Below are 17188 nucleotides of genomic sequence, written 5' to 3'. Positions count from 1 at the left end.
GGTTGGCCACCATGAAACACTGTCTATCCATCCTCTTTTGTGTCGCCACGCTGCCCGCTTTGGCGGATGAGCCCCGCATCGAAGCTGCCTCTGCCAGCGCCAGTGGCGACAGCTGGACGATCCGCGTAACCCTCTCCCACCCTGACACCGGCTGGGATCACTATGCCGATGGCTGGCGCGTTCTGGACATGGAAGGGCGTGAACTGGGGCTGCGTATTCTTGCCCATCCACATGAGCAAGAACAGCCCTTCACCCGCTCACTGAGTGGTGTTCAGATCCCCAAGGGCACCAATCAGGTGCAAATCCAGGCCCACTGCCTGATTGACGGCTGGGGCACAACGCTAACCACCATCACACTGCCCTGAATTACGTTTTGTCTAAAACACCGACGCCGCAAGCCTGCGCGGCCAGGCGCGGTCAAACCCGGTGATAGGGGCTGCCACCCAATATGGTCGCCGCACGATAGATCTGTTCGGCCAGCATCACCCGCACCAACATATGCGGCCAGACCATCTTGCCAAAGGATATCGAAAAATCGGCCTCGGCCCGCAGGCTGGGATCTATACCATCGGCGCCACCGATGATCAGCGCCAGATCCTGACGGCAGGTGTCACGCCAGCCAGCCATCTTCTGTGCAAAATCCGGCGACGATATCACTTTGCCACGTTCATCCAGCGTACAGATGACCGCCCCCTTGGGCAGGGCTTTGCGCAGCAGGGCCGCCTCGGCTGCCATACCGGCGTTCTTTTTATCCTCGACCTCGACCACCCGCGCAGGGCCTAACCCCAGGGCACGGCCACTGCGGTCAAAGCGGGTCAGATAATCATCAATCAGAGTTTTTTCGGGACCAGCCCGCAGGCGGCCAACAACACAGAGATGTACACGCATGGTGACCTACCTCAGCAGCAGCCCGCGCGGATGCACGGGCCGATCCCCTAGTAAGGCTTAAACGGCGCTATCGCCACCCAGCCACATTTTCTCAATCTGGTAGAACTCACGCACTTCGGGGCGGAAGACATGGACGATAACATCGCCGGTATCGACCAAGACCCAGTCGCCAGTGTCGCGGCCTTCGGTTTTGCAGACAAATCCGAAATCCTGCTTGATCCGCTCGGCCAATTTGGTCGCCAGCGCAGTCACCTGACGGGTCGAGCGACCGGTGGCAACCACCATGTGGTCGCCAATCGCCGTCTTGCCGCGCAGATCAATCTGCACCACATCTTCGGCCTTGTCTTCGTCAAGCGAGGACAGGATAAACGCCAGCAGCTCGTCGCTGGAAGGTCGGGTTTGAGCGGCCGTCACGGCTGCCCCACGGTCAGCGGCATTGGCCGCTTCAGAATCAGGTGACAGGACATTGTCCTCCTTTTTGGGCGCCGTCCGTCCCCCGGCGCTGGGGATAGGGCAAAAATAGCAAGCCTCAGACCCATTTTCAACGCGGCCGGTAAGATTTGAGGCGAATCAAGACGCCTCTGTGCCCGATCTACCCGGCAGAGTGAAGAGGGTAGCGGCCATGCGCGCTGGGAATTCGTGTATTGTTCGCTTTGTTTACCCAGTTTACCGCAGTTGGCGCTGGCAAACCCTTGATTGACTAGACCACCGCCTGTATCTGACAGCCATGATACCCGTATTGGCGCAAAAAATCGAACTGCAAGATCGCACCCGCCTGCGCGAGCGATTCTTTGGCGCCGCCCGCTCGGTTTTGGCCCGGCTATAACGCCTGCCCGCCGCACAGCCAGCTTATTGAAAATACAAAACGGGAGAGGACCCCATGTCCCCCAAAACGCTCTATGACAAAATCTGGGATGCGCATGTTGCGCATGAAGCAGAAGACGGCACCACCCTGCTGTATATTGACCGCCATCTGGTCCACGAAGTGACCAGTGCCCAGGCTTTTGAAGGTCTGCGCATGACCGGCCGCACGGTGCGCGCACCAGACAAAACCATCGCCGTGCCGGACCACAACGTGCCCACAACGCCGGATCGCGTCGACGGCATCGAAAACGAAGAAGGCCGCATTCAGGTTGCCGCGCTGGATACCAATGCCAAGGAATTTGGCATCCACTATTATCCGATGAACGACATCCGTCAGGGCATCGTGCACATCGTTGGCCCCGAGCAGGGCTGGACCCTGCCGGGCATGACCGTTGTTTGCGGCGACAGCCACACCGCGACGCACGGGGCGTTTGGCGCGCTGGCGCATGGTATCGGCACATCCGAGGTCGAGCATGTTCTGGCCACCCAGACACTGATCCAGAAAAAATCCAAGAACATGAAGGTCGAGATCGCCGGCAAACTACAGCCAGGTGTGACCGCCAAGGACATCACGCTTGCCGTGATTGGTGAAACCGGCACCGCCGGCGGCACTGGCTATGTCATCGAATATTGCGGTGAAGCGATCCGTGATCTGTCGATGGAAGGCCGCATGACGGTCTGCAACATGGCTATCGAAGGCGGCGCCCGCGCTGGCCTGATTGCTCCGGACGAGACCACGTTTAAATACGTCAACGGCCGCGCCCACGCCCCTAAGGGTGCCCAATGGGAAGCTGCGATGGACTGGTGGAAGACGCTCTACACCGACGAAGGTGCCGAGTTTGATCTGGTCGTCACCCTGAAAGGTGAAGACATCCAGCCGGTTGTGACCTGGGGCACCTCGCCCGAGGACGTTCTGCCAATCACCGCCAAGGTTCCCTTCCCCGAGGACTTTACCGGTGGCAAGGTCGACGCTGTCAAACGCGCACTGGACTACATGGGTCTGGAATCCGGCACCAAGCTGACCGACATCGAGATCGACACCGTGTTCATCGGCTCGTGCACCAATGGTCGCATCGAAGATCTGCGCGCCGTGGCTGACGTGGTCAAAGGCAAGAAGATCAAAGACGGCATGCGCGCCATGATCGTTCCGGGTTCCGGCCTGGTCCGTGCTCAGGCCGAAGAAGAAGGTCTGGGCGATATCTTTGTCGAGGCCGGATTTGAATGGCGTCTGGCGGGTTGCTCCATGTGTTTGGCGATGAACCCCGATCAGCTGTCCGAGAACGAGCGCTGCGCCTCGACCTCGAACCGCAATTTCGAGGGGCGCCAGGGCTACAAGGGCCGCACCCATCTGGTGTCGCCTGCCATGGCTGCCGCTGCTGCCCTCACCGGTCGCCTGACCGACATCCGCGACTTGGCATAAGGAATACGAGCATGGAAAAGTTTGAAAAACTCCAGGGCATCGCTGCCCCTATGCCGCTGGTCAATATCGACACCGATATGATCATCCCAAAGGTCCACCTGAAATCGATCAAGCGGACTGGCTTTGGCAAGAACCTGTTCGACGAGATGCGGTTCAACCGTGACGGCACCGAGATCGCTGATTTCGTGCTGAACAAACCGCAGTACCGGGATGCTGACATTCTGGTGGCTGGCGATAATTTCGGTTGCGGCTCATCTCGCGAACACGCGCCTTGGGCGATTGCTGATTTTGGCATCAAATGTGTGGTCTCGACCTCGTTTGCTGACATCTTCTTCAACAACTGCTTCAAGAACGGCATCCTGCCGATCGTTCTGCCGCAAGAGCAGGTTGATCTGCTGATGGCGGACGCAGAAAAAGGCGCCAACGCGCGCATGACTGTAGATCTGGTTGCGCAGGAAATCACCACATCCGACGGCGAAGTGATCACGTTCGAGGTGGATGCGTTTAAAAAGCACTGCCTGCTCGAAGGTCTGGATGACATCGGCCTGACCATGGAAAAAGTCAGCTCGATCGACACATTCGAAAGCAAAGCCGCACAAGAGCGCCCCTGGGTCTAATCCCCTAGCGACAACGACATTAAGGCCGTCCAAATCTGGACGGCCTTTTTCATTTGCAATGTTCAGTATTAATCTGGGCTAACTGATCACAATAAATCAGCCCGCAGCGATCACATCACCGGAGTGAACACCTTCCAGGGTCATGGTAAATTCACTTGATGCCTGACTTCGTAATTCAGCAATCTTCGCCTGGGCCGCCGCAGCAACGTCGGCGTCCGCATACTGGGTAACGACACTCATTGTCGTTTCACCGGTCTGCACCATCTGCACACCTGTCGCCCCAACGGACAGGATCATGGGAACATATTTTTCTTGAGCAGTCGCCAGCATTTCGTCTGACATTTCTTTTGCTGACCACAGGGTCACAGTAACATAAGCCAATACTCATACTCCTTAAAACACAACGAAACAGAATCGCTGAATAGTTGACCATAACATATTTGCGGAAACATCCCGGCACTGGTCATTTTTTCACCAGTAAGACAGATTGGTTAATGAGCTTTAGGAGAGACAATGTCAGATTCTACGAAATGGATAATGCTGGGCGCACTGTCGCTGCTTTTGGGGCTATTGGTTCTGGGCAATTCTGTCCTCGCGACCATTGCTGTGACCACCCTGACCGGTGCTGCATTGATGGTATCAGGTGCATTCCAGATAGTAGGCGGTCTGGCGAATACAGAATCGGTCAGCCGCAAGGCATTTGGCGTCTTGATGGGAGGGATGATGGGCCTGTTGGGGCTGAACTTTCTGTTTAGACCACTTGAGGGCGCGATCTCACTCACCATGCTGATCCTGATTTTAATGGTGGCCAGTGGCTTTCTGCGGCTGGTCTTTGCCTGGCGCCTGCGCAGCACCACCTTTTTTTGGCCGCTTCTGCCGTCTGGCATTATTTCACTTTTTCTGGCCGATTATATCTGGAAGAACTTTTCAACCGCGACGTTAACTTTGCTCGGTGTGATGCTGGGGATCGAATTACTGTTGAACGGTGGCAGCCTGATTGTGATCGGTGTTTCAGGTCGAGATAGAAGCGACGTGCCCCGCTGACTTGCCCAAATTACGCTTCGATCTGCGAATACATGCGGATGGGTCTCTGGCTTCATGTAGTGGCCTGGTGGACCACCACTACATTTAGTGCAATCTCCTAAATGCCCCCAATTTTCAATCGACTGATGATGTAATCTCGCACCAGTACCTCGGCCAATCTGCCACTCCACTGTGATTTTTGGATGCCAGATCTTGAGAGGAATCGTGAAACAAGGCACAAATGAGGCGCAAATGAGGCATCAGCGATCCCAATCTATCGGGGTTGCGTCAAGTTGGAACAAAGGTTCGGCAACGTATCGACCTGTCCAGTTTGAAGGGAACGAACAGTGATAACACGCATAACAGGCGCAGCACTGCGCGGTATACTTGTGGCGTTTCTGATCGCCATGCCATCCCTATTACTGCCGGATTCGGCGACAGGATCTACCGAGGTCGTCGCATTGATGGCCTTATTGGGGGCTATGCTCACATTTGCCGAGTATTACTCCAGCTTTCCCAGCTTCATTGAATTCCGCGACGCACCACCGCTGAACCGTATGCGGTTCTTTTCCATGCTGCTGACCGTCGGAGCGCTTAGCTTGATGGCGCGACACCCCTCTGATCCAACCAGCCTGACATCTCTGATGCATGGGTTGGGGTTCACACTTGGCAACGCGCTGGACTTCTCATATTCGCCAGTGCACCTGATCACCCTGATGCTGCCCACACAGAGCTTGCCCGAGACTGTAAACATGGTCCGCGCGGCTGCTGGACTGTCATATGTGATCGGGTTGACCAGCATTGCGTGCTTTTTCTTTGCCATCCACGTCCGCAACTGGCCTGTCGCCAATGGCGCATTCAATGTCTGGGTGAACCTTCCCCTATTCGACCCTACCACCGGCGGAGACGTCGTGCACCGCCTACAACGTGACGGGCGCGTCAACATGGTGATTGGCGTGCTACTGCCCTTTGCCATTCCAGCTGCGGTCAGCCTGCTTTCCGGTCTGCTGAGCCCGACAGTCTTGAATAATCCGCAATCGCTGGTCTGGATGATCGGCGCCTGGGGCTTTTTGCCTGCCTCACTGTTGATGCGCGGCATGGCAATGCTGCGGGTGGCCGAGCTGATCGAACAGAAACGCCGCCGCGCCTATGCCAATGCCGAGGCCCTGCAAACCGCATGAGGAGGCTGGCCGCATCTTTGCTGCCGCTCTTCTTTGCCCTTCCTGTCCTTGCCGACAGCCTGCGCATCGCCACATTCAACACCGAACTGTCACGCGATGGGCCCGGGTTGCTTCTGCGCGACCTTGAGCGCGGCAAAGATCCCCAGATCAACGCAGTCATAGCCCAGATCGCAGCGGTGAACCCCGATGTGCTCGTGCTACAAGGCATTGACTGGGACTATGAAAATCGCGCCCTGCAGGCGCTGCAAGACCGGCTAAAGCAGGCCGGATCCGACTATCCGTATATCTTTGCGCGACTGCCCAATTCAGGAATGGCAAGTGATCTGGATCTTGACGGTGACGGGCGGCTCGGCGGCCCCCGGGATTCACAAGGCTATGGCAATTTCACTGGTGAAGGCGGCAACGCCGTTCTGTCGCGACTACCCATTGAGTACGATGCGGTGCGGGATCTAAGCCCCTTGTTGTGGCGCGACCTGCCCGGCGCACTGTTGCCGCAGCACCCAGATGGTACGCCATTTCCATCCAAGCGGGCGTTGCAGGCCCAACGCCTGTCTAGCACCGCGCATTGGATAATCCCGCTTGTCACATCAGACGGAGGCACCCTAACCCTGCTGAGCTTTCAGGCCACGCCACCGCTGTTCGACGGACCTGAGGATCGCAACGGTCGGCGCAATGCTGATGAGATTCGCCTGTGGCAACTGCTGCTGGATGGAGACCTGGGCCCGGTGCCAAAATCACCGTTGGTGATCGCAGGCGGAGCCAATCTTGACCCCAATCGCGGCGACGGGCGGCGCAGTTCCATCGCAGAACTCCTTGCTGACCCGCGCCTGCAAGACCCCCACCCAACCAGCCCAGAGGCGGGCCTGAATACCGTGGAATGGCAGCGTGCCGGCCGCATGCGGGTAGACTATCTGCTGCCCTCGGCGGATCTGCGGGTCCTGGATGCAGGGGTGGCCTGGTCCCCAACATCAGATTTAGCCAGCCGCCATCGCCTAGTTTGGCTGGACATATCGCTCGACCCGCAATGACACCAAGGCCGGTGCGATTGCCCCTATTCCGGCACCCGCACCGCTCAATCGGAAAAGGCCGGGCTTAAGCCCGTAACGATAACCTACATTTTTAACGGACTGAATCAGCTGCTGCCGGTTTATCCGACGGCTCATCAGACCATGCGATAAACCCCACACATCTGCGAGGTCGAGCCCCCCGGACACAGGACCTGGCGGGCATTTTTAACAGGCATCTTTAACAGGCATCACCTTCTTGTTGTCCATGATATCTTCGTCAGGGCACCGCCGAGGCGGGAACCGCTAGGTGACCAACGAGACAGGCCAGCGCGCCAAAGGCGCTCATTTTACCACCGCTAACCGCGGAACTGTATTCCAGCGTTATTGACCCTCCGGGCCTCAGCGGGTACCTCCCCTACAAGCTTTTTCAAGGAGTATCCGCATGTCCAACCCTTCGATTCTGATTCTGCCCGGTGACGGCATTGGCCCCGAGGTCATGACGCAAGTCACCCGGATCATCGACTGGTATGGCAACAAGCGCGACCTGAAATTTGACGTCAGCACCGATCTGGTCGGCGGCGCCGCTTATGACGCCCATGGCGTACCCCTGCACGATGACACCATGGCCAAGGCCATGAATGTCGACGCCGTGCTTCTGGGCGCCGTGGGTAGTCCGAAATACGACGACCTGGACTTCTCGGTAAAGCCCGAGCGCGGCTTACTGCGTTTGCGCAAGGAAATGGATCTGTTCTCCAACCTGCGCCCGGCCCAGTGCTTTGACGCCCTTGCCGATTTCTCCTCGCTGAAAAAAGAACTGGTCGCCGGTCTGGATATCATGATCGTGCGCGAGCTGACCTCGGGCGTCTATTTCGGCGAACCGCGCGGCATCTTCAACGAGGGCAACGAGCGCGTCGGCATCAACACCCAGCGCTATACGGAGTCGGAAATCGAGCGCGTCGCCCGCTCGGCCTTTGAGCTGGCCATGGTCCGCAGCAAGAAACTGTGCTCAATGGAAAAAGCCAACGTGATGGAAAGCGGCATCCTGTGGCGCGAAGTTGTTACCCGCGTGCACGCCGACTACCCCGAGGTCGAGCTGAGCCACATGTACGCCGACAATGGTGCCATGCAGCTGGTCCGCGCGCCCAAGCAGTTCGATGTGATCGTCACTGACAACCTGTTTGGCGACATCCTGTCCGACTGCGCTGCCATGCTGACCGGTAGCCTCGGCATGCTGCCATCCGCCTCGCTTGGCGCCCCAATGGACAACGGACGCCCGCGCGCCATGTACGAACCCGTGCACGGCTCGGCGCCGGACATTACAGGTCAGGCCAAGGCCAACCCAATCGCCTGCATTCTCAGCTTTGCCATGGCGCTGCGCTACAGCTTTAACGAAGGCGCCGAAGCCACCCGTCTGGAAACCGCCATCGAGGCGGTGCTGGCCGAGGGTGTTCGCACCGCTGACCTATTGGGCGAAGAGGGCGTTACACCTGTAACCACCAGCGGCATGGGCGACGCCATCCTGGCCGCACTGGACGCCAGCCTGTAAGACTGCCGCCCTATGGCGCACAGATCCGGCCCCGCCTGCTTGTCAGCGCGGGGCCTTTTTCTTAGGTGGACACAGCACAACCTTAAGTATAGTTTCGTACCCGAAAAATTAGCAGACGTGAGACGTAAATCTGAACAAATAGGGGGACGACGCCGTTGCACCATCTTGAGCTCATTGAAACCGCCAGTCAGTCACTCCACACTAACCCGCTCATTCGCGCAGCATTTCTAACTGGCAGCCACAGCAACGGCCTTGCTGATGCATATAGCGACATTGATTTCCTTTTGGTTGCCAGCGACGGCGCCAGTGATGAAGTTGCAGCCCTTTGGCGTGATGTCGTCGGTCAGACTGGAGAAATCGTCCTGTGGCGGGACAGAACCCCTCGGCCTGCGCTGATCAATGCCATTATGGATGACTGGACCCGCATCGATGCGCTGATTCTAAAGCCGGATCAAATGGGGTTACAAACGCAAAGCGGGCTGAAACCCTTATTCGATCACGACGGTATTTTTGACAGCTTGCCCATCGCCCCTAAAACCCAAGGTCCAAATCCCGCCCGGCTGAGATACCAATTTGAAGAGTTCATAAAGATTCTTGGCCTGTTGCATCTGGCAGCGGGTCGCAAAGAATACATCAACGGCGTTCTGGGGGTGTTCCACCTGCGCAACCTTCTTGTCGACCTGTTGATCGAGGAGACCGGAGCCCCAAATCGCGGTGGAGTGCTGCATCTGAACCGGCTCATCACTGATGAGCAAAAAGAACTGCTGACATCTATGCCACCCGCCGTCCCAACTCTGGATGCGATGATCACAGCGCATTTGGCCTATGCTGCTGCCTATCTTCCACGCGCACGTCGGATGGCCCAGCGGTGGAATATCGAATGGCCAGATCGCTTTGAGGAGGTGACTTGGCTCCAACTTGGCAGATCCCTGTCACTCGAGCGGCCATACAGGGTGGCTTAGGCCAATCAGCCACTGTCTTGTGCGCAGACATAAAACGGTCCTTGCAGTTCGTACTGCCAACAGTGTTGCGTAATTCCACTATTTTCCTGCACGGTCGCATTTGATATTTCCGAAACACCGTTAGCGCTATAGATTTTCCTCAAAAGATCCTTAGTCGAGTCCAGAAATCAAACCGCTGGTGAGTCCCATGAACCTGAAAGCTGCCCTACTGGCCCTGCTGGCCTATGCCATTTTTGCGACCCATGATGTGGTGGTGAAGTTCCTTGGTGCCAGCATGTCGCCGTTTCAACTGGTGTTCTTCAGCAGCCTGCTGTCGTTTCCGCTGGTCACCTTGATGCTGGTTCAGGACACAACCCTTGGCAATCTGCGCCCCATCCATCCCTGGTGGGTCGGGCTGCGCTCTATCACCATGTCAGTTGTTCCTGCCAGTGCCTTCTATGCCTTTGCCCATCTGCCGCTGGCGCAGGTCTACGCGCTGCTGTTTATCACCCCTTTGCTGATCACCTTGTTGTCGATTCCGATCCTGCAGGAAAAAGTAGGCCTGCCGCGCATGCTGGCGGTTTTAACCGGCTTTGCTGGTGTCTTGGTGGTGCTGCGCCCGGGCGGCGTAGACTACGGCCTTGGCCACGCTGCTGCGCTGTTTGCGGCCTTTGGTTCGGCTTTCCAATCGGTGATTCTAAGAAAGGTCGGCAACGAGGAGCGCCGCGTCGTGATGATGATCTATCCGCTGGTCGCAACCTTTGTGTTGATGGGGCTGACGATGCCCTTTGTCTATGTCCCATTTGAGGCAAATACATTTGGTGGTCTTGGAATCGTTGCGATATTCGGCTTTGTCGCCACCCTGATGATGGTCAGCGCCTATACCATCGGCGAAGCCGCGATTGTCGCGCCAATGCAATATTCCCAAATCATCTGGGCAACCCTGTTTGGAGTCTTTTTGTTCGACGAAACGATCGACCGGATGACCCTTGTTGGTGCCGGAATCATTATCGCAAGCGGCATTTTCATCGTCATCCGCGAGGCCGCAGGCGGCCGTTCGGACAACACACCGGTGCTACGCACGCGCACCCGAGGCTATGCGCCGGGTAGCTTTAACATCTCATTATTCCTAAAACGGAAGACAAAGAAATAACTGTTGAAAATTGGGCTTGCATATCCCATTCCAAGCGACTATTCCGCCCACACGGTCGGGCTATGGCGCAGTCTGGTAGCGCACCTGTTTTGGGTACAGGGGGTCGGAAGTTCGAATCTTCCTAGCCCGACCAGTTTTTCTGATGAGAGCAAAATTTACCCCATCTGGGGTATCACCGGTCTAACGGACCGGGAAGATACCTGTTTTGCCGGGCACCGACATCTTTTGTCCAGCAATACGCCGGTGAAGTCCGGCACAGCCACCGTGACAGAACAATCCGTCAGACCAACCGTACAATGCGCGAAATATTGTACCCCATGCCATTGCGAAAACTTAGGGGTACAAAACCCATGCATTGTACCGATCCTGTACCCCAACGTTTTAAACGCTTCTCCACACACGCTGTAATGTATCAATAATTTTGGACTGCCAAACGAATCACTTTGAGTTCCACCGCAAAACTTGCATGAATCAAACTCCATTTGCGGCACAATCCGGGTACAATTCAGTCGAAAATCATGACAATTTCGGGTCCGAGGCGAAAGCAGGTAAGGTATCGACTGCACCATGGCCTCGCTTCAGACATCTCTGGCAGTCTTAGGGAATGGCATGCTAGTTCACTTCAGCGACGACAGCTTCACGACGTTATCGGCGCAATACAAAACCAGACCTATTTTCAGGAAGGCCAATTGCAATGACGCCAGACCAGGCCTTTGACCGTTACGAAAAAATCCGCGACCGCCTGCCCGCAGCTCCACAGGGTGGAGACGGAATACAAATTGCAGGACTGCATGAACTGGCCGATCAGATCGATGTTTTTGTGTTTGACGCCTTTGGCGTGCTGAACGTTGGTGAGCGCCCGATACCGGGGGCGCATGACCGTGTACAGCAATTGCGTGAAATGGGGAAACAGGTGCTGGTGCTGACCAACGCGGCCAGTTTTACCCGGGCCCAGACTGAAGCCAAGTTTTCCCGTTTGGGATTCGAATTTGCGCCTTCTGAAATTATTTCCAGCCGCCAAGTCTGTGAAGCGCATCTCGCCTCCATCAACCCAAACGGTCAATGGGGGGTCATCGCGCCACCAGATTTCTTTCCAGATGACTTGGAGGTTGATGCCCTGGCACTGCAGGGTGACCAGAACGATTATGATCAGGTTCAAGCCTTCCTGATGCTGAGTGCAGCCGGCTGGAATGCAGACCGGCAGACGCTGTTACGCGACAGTTTGCGCCGCACCCCACGTCCATTGGTGGTGGCCAATCCCGATCTGGTCGCACCGCGTGAAGATGGCCTGTCACTGGAACCCGGCTTTTATGCGCATGAATTGCAGGACCAACTGGGGGGGCAGGTGATTTTTCACGGCAAACCTTTTGCCTCGGTTTACGAAACGGTTGAGCGGCGTTTCCCGGATATCAACCTGAACCGCATTGCCATGATCGGCGACACCCTACACACCGATATTCTGGGCGCACGGGCACGCGGTTGGCGTGCAGCACTGATCACGGATCACGGATTGTTTGCCGGGCTGGATGTTCATAAGTTCATTGATGCAAGCGGCATTGCGCCGGATTGGATTGCCCCCTCCATTTAGCGGGCCTGAGACAAACCATACCCCCTAATCCACGGGATAGCTGCCCCGTCTCTGCCTAGTGGTTTTTGACTGCTTGTGGAATTTCGCCACCTTTGCCGTAGAAATTTAGAGCCGACTGGACGCGACGGTACGGCGCATAAAGAAGAGGCGGCCCGAAGGCCGCCCCGATGTTTTAGTCGTTTTGTAGTGCATTCGGATCAAAGACATTTCCGAACCCAGAATCGCTCGCCGGTGCGTCCGGCTCTGCTACTGGGTCTTCCGTGCTATCATCCTGCAGCGCACCAGGGGCAAATACGCCACCAAAGCCCGAGTTATTCGACGGTTTAGGCGTCGTCTCGACTGCTGGCTCTTCACCACCCTGCTCGGCCTGTTCGGCTTCGCGACGGGCTTTTTCTTCGGCACGGCGCTGTAGCAGCTCTTGGATCCGCAAGTCTGTTTCCAACCGCTTTTGCTCTTTTACATCCGCGATACATTGTGCCGGGCTGTAGACCGTTGCCGTGCCCACCACTGCGATGGTCATCATCGCGACCACCACCAGAACCACTGCCGCTGTATTAGAGCTGAGGAAGCCGGGAAGACGCAGTTTGCCGCTTTCCAATTCCTCGACCGTGGCGCTTTTACGCGCTGCAGCGACCAGTTCTTTGCGACGAATGCTGGCCTCGTTTGCCAGGGCTGCAAACACCGTCAGAACCACAATGATAAAGGCCAGAGCCGAAATCGCCGGAGTAATGCCATACCGCACCTTCTGCGCCAGCTCGATGGTCAGAGTTGGGTATTCGCCAAAGGTGAATGTGGTGGTGTTGTAGTTCTCGAAACTGGCCAGAAAGGCCAGCACCGCAGCACTTGCAATCGCCGGACGCATGAACGGCAGCAGAACCTTGCGGAACGCCTGTGCATGAGTCGCACCCAGATCCAGCGCTGCCTCGGTCAGACCGATGTCATAGCGCTGCAACCGGGCCACCAGAACCAGCATGCAGTAGCTGGCAATAAAGGTGGACTGGCCGATGATGGTCAGGAACAACCCGTTTGACAGGAAGCTATCAGCATCCAGGCCAAACAACCGGTTGACGCGATCCCAGAACACCAGCGTCGAGATACCAATCACCACGCCGGGGATCAGGATCGGGGCAATGATGATGGTATAGTAGGTCGCCCGCAATTTCGGCCAGATCTGGGTTAGCATCAGCGCCCCAGCCAGACCCATGGCAACCGACAGCGTCACTGTTCCCAGCCCCACCAGGATCGAGTTCTTGATGCCGTTCAGGATCCTTTCATCCTGAAACAGCGCCGAGAACCACTCAAAGGTCAGGCATTCCCACGGGGCGGCCCGTGGAAAGCCGGGTGAGTTGAAGGCGGTGACCGACATGATCACCAGAGGGCCCAGCAAATAGGAGAAGAACAGAGCCAGGTAGACCCAGATGCTCAGGCGCATAAGAGAAAAGTTCTTCATTTGCCAATGTCCCCCATGTTCACTTTGAACACGCGCATAAGCGCCAGCACCAGAAGGATACAGGTGACCAGCAGTACCACCGCATAGGCGGCCCCTTGTGGCCAATCGCTATTGTCGTTGAACTGCTGATAGATCAGCTGCGTGAACCACAGGCTGCTTGGCCCGCCCAGGATCTGCGGCGCGGCCAGCGCACCGGCCGAAAGCATGAACACCATGGTACATCCGGAACTGATCCCCGGTTTGGCATAGGGAATAACAACACGGCGGTGAATACGCGTCCAGCTGGCCCCCATGTCCCGTGCCGCCTCAATCTGGTTACGATCCAGGCTTTCGATGACGTTGTAGATCGGGAAGATCATCAGCAGGATATAGGCATAGCCCAGACCAGCATAAAGCGCGATGTCGTTGCGGATAAAGTCAAACGGCGTATCAAACACCCCAGCGCCAACCAGAATGTTGTTCAACACCCCACTTTCGCCAAAGATAATCCGCAGCGCAAAGGCCCGCAGGATTTCATTGATCCAGTAGGGGATGATCAGCATCAGCGCCAGAACGCGGATGTGATTGCCCTTGGTCTGGGCCAGATAGTAGGCGATCGGGTAACACAGCATCAAGTTGAAGAGGGTCACCAAAACCGCTGCAATCAGGGTGCGGTAGAACACCCGCAAATCAACAGCGTTATAATCCTGACTGCCGCCCTCGGGGCCGAAAATCAGGTACTTATAGTTCTCCAGCGTATAAAGATCCTTGGGGCCGCCAATCTCGGGCGGCGGCAGGTTCGGCCGGAATGAAAAGTCGAGCATCGACAACTGTGGCAGGATGATCAGGCCAACGGTCCAGAACAGAACCAGACCCAACATGACCGATCCCAGCCCAAGGCCGTTGCGGTTAAAGTATTCCTTTAGGAATGGGGGCATCTGTCCAGACCCCCCTATTCCGTCGCCAGCACGCCGGCAGGCAATGCAACAGCGTTTTTGACGTCATATTCCAGAGTCATCGGCTCACCCTTGTGGCTTTCAAAGGACTGGCCAAGATTGGGCAGTGCCACTTTGATTTCCTTGCCGCCGTCACCTTCCATGAAGATGTTAAAGACGTTGCCTTCAAACTCTTCCTTGGTGACCTGCGCGGTGACAAAGTGATCACCCTGGGTGCCGACTGGCGCCAGTGCAAAAGCCTCGGGGCGGATGAACAGCATTGCGTCATCACCCTCTTTCAGCTTGCCGTGATTGGCTGTCGAGATCCGCGCCATCAGATCACCCGAACGGTTGGTAGTGATCATGGCTTCATTGCCGATCACCCGCTTGACCGTGCCGCGGAACACATTGTTTTCGCCAACGAATGAGGCGGCAAAGGCGGTATTTGGATCGTTATAGATGGATTTACCATCGCCAATTTGGTCAATCACCCCGGCACGCATCACGGCCACGTTGTCTGACATGGTCAGGGCCTCGCCCTGGTCGTGGGTGATGTAGATAAAGGTAATGCCAACCCGTTTCTGGATCTCACGCAGTTCCGACCGCATGTGCTGGCGCAGTTTCAGATCCAGCGCTGACAGCGGTTCGTCCAGCAGCAGCACATCTGGTTCAGCACAGAGCGCGCGGGCAATGGCCACACGTTGCTTCTGACCACCCGACAGTTCCGACGGCAGCTTGTCGCCCTGGCCAGTCAGCGCAATCATATCCAGCAGTTCGTCTGCACGCTTGCGGCGTTCCCTGGCCGAGGCGCCTTTGATTTCCATTGAGAAGGTGATGTTCTCCCAGACCTTCATCAGCGGAAACAACGCGAGGTTCTGAAAGATCAGCGCTGTTGGGCGCTTGTTCGGGCCGATGCCCTTCATATTATTGCCGCCAATCAGCACATTGCCTTGGCTGGGCTCTAGAAAGCCCGAAACAGCCCGCAGGATGGTGGTCTTACCACAGCCTGATGGCCCCAGGAACGAAAAGAAATCGCCCCCATTGATATGCACGTTTGCTTCGCGCACAGCGACAAAGTCCCCAAATCGGATCCAGAGATCTTCGAGATTTACGCCAACCCCAGCACTCATGTGGCTTCTCCCTCGGTGCAGGTTTTCAACCCGGTGACACCGCACCGGCCTTGATCAGGCTGCATCCAGTTTATGAATTGAATATTGCGCATTAGGCGCCACAATGGCCCTCTCTGGAAAGAGAGGGCCAAAGTTTTACGATATCAAAAGCTTAGGCACTCTTGAATTTGTTTACGAACTCGGTCCGAACGTCAGCATACCAAGGTGCTTCGGCGGGCCATGGGTTCAGGTTCGCCAAGCTGCTGCCTGGATAGGCTTCGGCAAAGTTCTTCTTGTAGGTGTCACCCGAGAAGGTGTCCGCACCCAGAACTGGCGAGTTGTAGCCATGGCTGTCGATCGCAACACCAGCGGCTTCTTGACCATAGGCGAAATCGATGAAGGCATAGATCTGATCGATGTTCTTGGCCCCAACAGGCATGGACATGCCGTCAACCCAAGCCATCGCACCTTCGACCGGTGCTTGGTAATGCACGGGCTCACCAGCGGCTTTCAGAGCCAGTGCCGGACCATCCCAAGTCTGACCAACAATCACGCCTTCGTTCAGAAGACCGTTTTTCTGAGTGTCAGCATCGTTCCAGATCAGTTTGATGCGCGACTTACGCTCAACACACCAATCAGCGATCTGGCCCCAGACCTTGCGCATGGTCTCTTCGTTCTCATAGGCAGCCCACACCGATCCCGGGTCCATAGCGCCCGAGGCTTCCATGTACAGACCAGCACCCAGCATCATCGAGTGTGCACGACCCATGGTCTTGCCAGCGTTGGCTTCGCTCCAGACATCGCCATACGATGGCGCGTCGCCTTCGGGCAGCCATTTGTCGGTGCGATATGCGATACCTTCGGTACCCCAGATGTGCGGCAGCCAGTGCGAACCCGCACCACCAAAGTCCCATGCGTCTGTACCAATTTTAGCCATCGCAGGGTTAACTTTGTCGATGGCGACTTTGTTCAAGTCGAACGGCTGAAGCAATTCCAGTGGGCCCCACTGCAGCGAGCGGTTGTTGGTGGGCGATACGATGTCAAAGCCCTGGCCTTTGGTGGCCTTCATCTTGTTGATGATTTCTTCGTTTGACCCAATACCGGTGTAGTTGACCTTAATACCGGTGGAGGCTTCGAAGCCCGCGATGAATTCAGGTGGCAGATAGTCCGACCACATCAGGATGTTGATTTCACCCGAGGACGCCAGAGCGCTTTTGGAAAACAGCGGAGCTGCCAATGCGGCGGCGCCAGCGCTTTTCAGCAGAGAGCGGCGAGTGACCGTTGATTTAATAGACATAGTAATTTCCCCGTTGGAAGGTTGTTTGATCGTTTTTTGTTATTAGAGAAGAGTTTGCGGGTGGTTTCGGAACTCCTACAGTGACAGTTTCAATAATTGTTAAGACCAGATTTTGTAGTCCAGGCCAAAAATCGGTCCAGTTGCGTAGTGTACCTTGACGCTGAGCCAAACAAACACCTGGAACTTGGTC

Annotated in this window: 17 protein-coding genes and 1 tRNA gene; 11 read left to right on the top strand and 7 right to left on the bottom strand. The window is 56.3% G+C overall.

The window, feature by feature from the left end; all coding sequences use genetic code 11:
- Positions 1 to 11: 11 nt before the first annotated feature.
- Complete coding sequence (locus EBB79_RS00575; protein WP_127746972.1) at positions 12 to 365, top strand: hypothetical protein; 354 nt, start codon at positions 12 to 14, stop codon at positions 363 to 365.
- Between the two features lie 52 nt (positions 366 to 417).
- Here the strand turns inward: EBB79_RS00575 and rlmH are convergent, their stop codons facing one another.
- Both rlmH and rsfS read right to left on the bottom strand, forming a co-directional pair.
- A complete protein-coding gene (gene rlmH, locus EBB79_RS00570) occupies positions 418 to 888 on the bottom strand; it encodes a 23S rRNA (pseudouridine(1915)-N(3))-methyltransferase RlmH (RefSeq protein WP_127746971.1) in 471 nt (156 codons plus the stop codon).
- A gap of 57 nt (positions 889 to 945) precedes the next feature.
- Positions 946 to 1302 carry a ribosome silencing factor gene (gene rsfS / locus EBB79_RS00565; protein ID WP_338045784.1) on the bottom strand — a complete coding sequence of 119 codons (357 nt, stop codon included), beginning with the start codon at positions 1300 to 1302 and terminating at the stop codon, positions 946 to 948.
- Positions 1303 to 1768: 466 nt separating this feature from the next.
- Here rsfS and leuC point away from each other — a divergent pair, with 466 nt between their 5' ends.
- Entirely contained in the window at positions 1769 to 3172 is a 1404-nt protein-coding gene (gene leuC / locus EBB79_RS00555; RefSeq protein ID WP_127746969.1) for a 3-isopropylmalate dehydratase large subunit, read from the top strand.
- Positions 3173 to 3183: 11 nt separating this feature from the next.
- A complete protein-coding gene (gene leuD, locus EBB79_RS00550; RefSeq protein WP_127746968.1) occupies positions 3184 to 3789 on the top strand; it encodes a 3-isopropylmalate dehydratase small subunit in 606 nt (201 codons plus the stop codon).
- A 96-nt stretch (positions 3790 to 3885) separates the two neighbouring features.
- Here the strand turns inward: leuD and EBB79_RS00545 are convergent, their stop codons facing one another.
- A complete protein-coding gene (locus tag EBB79_RS00545) occupies positions 3886 to 4170 on the bottom strand; it encodes a hypothetical protein (protein WP_127746967.1) in 285 nt (94 codons plus the stop codon).
- A 132-nt stretch (positions 4171 to 4302) separates the two neighbouring features.
- Between EBB79_RS00545 and EBB79_RS00540 the strand changes: the two genes are divergently transcribed.
- From EBB79_RS00540 to EBB79_RS00505, 8 genes are all read left to right on the top strand, one after another.
- On the top strand, positions 4303 to 4833 hold the full coding sequence (locus tag EBB79_RS00540; protein ID WP_127746966.1) for an HdeD family acid-resistance protein: 531 nt from the start codon (positions 4303 to 4305) through the stop codon (positions 4831 to 4833).
- Between the two features lie 326 nt (positions 4834 to 5159).
- Positions 5160 to 5993, top strand: a complete 834-nt coding sequence (locus EBB79_RS00535; protein ID WP_127746965.1) for a hypothetical protein — start codon at positions 5160 to 5162, stop codon at positions 5991 to 5993.
- The gene (locus EBB79_RS00530) at positions 5990 to 7021 is read left to right on the top strand and encodes an endonuclease/exonuclease/phosphatase family protein (RefSeq protein ID WP_127746964.1); all 1032 of its coding nucleotides are present in this window, start codon (positions 5990 to 5992) and stop codon (positions 7019 to 7021) included. Before EBB79_RS00535 ends, EBB79_RS00530 begins: the two co-directional genes overlap by 4 nt.
- A gap of 421 nt (positions 7022 to 7442) precedes the next feature.
- The gene (gene leuB / locus EBB79_RS00525) at positions 7443 to 8546 is read left to right on the top strand and encodes a 3-isopropylmalate dehydrogenase (protein WP_127746963.1); all 1104 of its coding nucleotides are present in this window, start codon (positions 7443 to 7445) and stop codon (positions 8544 to 8546) included.
- A gap of 155 nt (positions 8547 to 8701) precedes the next feature.
- Positions 8702 to 9508 (top strand): nucleotidyltransferase domain-containing protein, encoded by an 807-nt coding sequence (locus EBB79_RS00520; RefSeq protein WP_127746962.1) that lies wholly within the window; start codon positions 8702 to 8704, stop codon positions 9506 to 9508.
- Positions 9509 to 9695: 187 nt separating this feature from the next.
- Positions 9696 to 10640 (top strand): DMT family transporter, encoded by a 945-nt coding sequence (locus tag EBB79_RS00515; RefSeq protein ID WP_127746961.1) that lies wholly within the window; start codon positions 9696 to 9698, stop codon positions 10638 to 10640.
- Positions 10641 to 10696: 56 nt separating this feature from the next.
- Positions 10697 to 10773 (top strand) — tRNA-Pro (locus EBB79_RS00510).
- Between the two features lie 561 nt (positions 10774 to 11334).
- A complete protein-coding gene (locus EBB79_RS00505) occupies positions 11335 to 12228 on the top strand; it encodes a TIGR01459 family HAD-type hydrolase (RefSeq protein ID WP_127746960.1) in 894 nt (297 codons plus the stop codon).
- Positions 12229 to 12400: 172 nt separating this feature from the next.
- Here the strand turns inward: EBB79_RS00505 and EBB79_RS00500 are convergent, their stop codons facing one another.
- The 4 genes from EBB79_RS00500 to EBB79_RS00485 all read right to left on the bottom strand — a co-directional run bounded on the left by EBB79_RS00500 (position 12401) and on the right by EBB79_RS00485 (position 16998).
- Positions 12401 to 13678, bottom strand: a complete 1278-nt coding sequence (locus EBB79_RS00500; RefSeq protein WP_127746959.1) for an ABC transporter permease — start codon at positions 13676 to 13678, stop codon at positions 12401 to 12403.
- A complete protein-coding gene (locus EBB79_RS00495) occupies positions 13675 to 14595 on the bottom strand; it encodes an ABC transporter permease (protein ID WP_127746958.1) in 921 nt (306 codons plus the stop codon). The genes EBB79_RS00500 and EBB79_RS00495 overlap by 4 nt, the downstream gene beginning before the upstream one ends.
- Positions 14596 to 14609: 14 nt before the next feature.
- Positions 14610 to 15722 carry an ABC transporter ATP-binding protein gene (locus tag EBB79_RS00490; RefSeq protein ID WP_127746957.1) on the bottom strand — a complete coding sequence of 371 codons (1113 nt, stop codon included), beginning with the start codon at positions 15720 to 15722 and terminating at the stop codon, positions 14610 to 14612.
- Between the two features lie 151 nt (positions 15723 to 15873).
- A complete protein-coding gene (locus EBB79_RS00485; RefSeq protein WP_127746956.1) occupies positions 15874 to 16998 on the bottom strand; it encodes an extracellular solute-binding protein in 1125 nt (374 codons plus the stop codon).
- Positions 16999 to 17188 lie beyond the last annotated feature (190 nt).

This window comes from Parasedimentitalea marina (genome assembly GCF_004006175.1).
In the GTDB taxonomy this organism is placed as follows: domain Bacteria; phylum Pseudomonadota; class Alphaproteobacteria; order Rhodobacterales; family Rhodobacteraceae; genus Parasedimentitalea; species Parasedimentitalea marina.
Note: the sequence above shows the minus strand (reverse complement) of the source record. Positions and strands in the feature narration are given on the sequence as shown.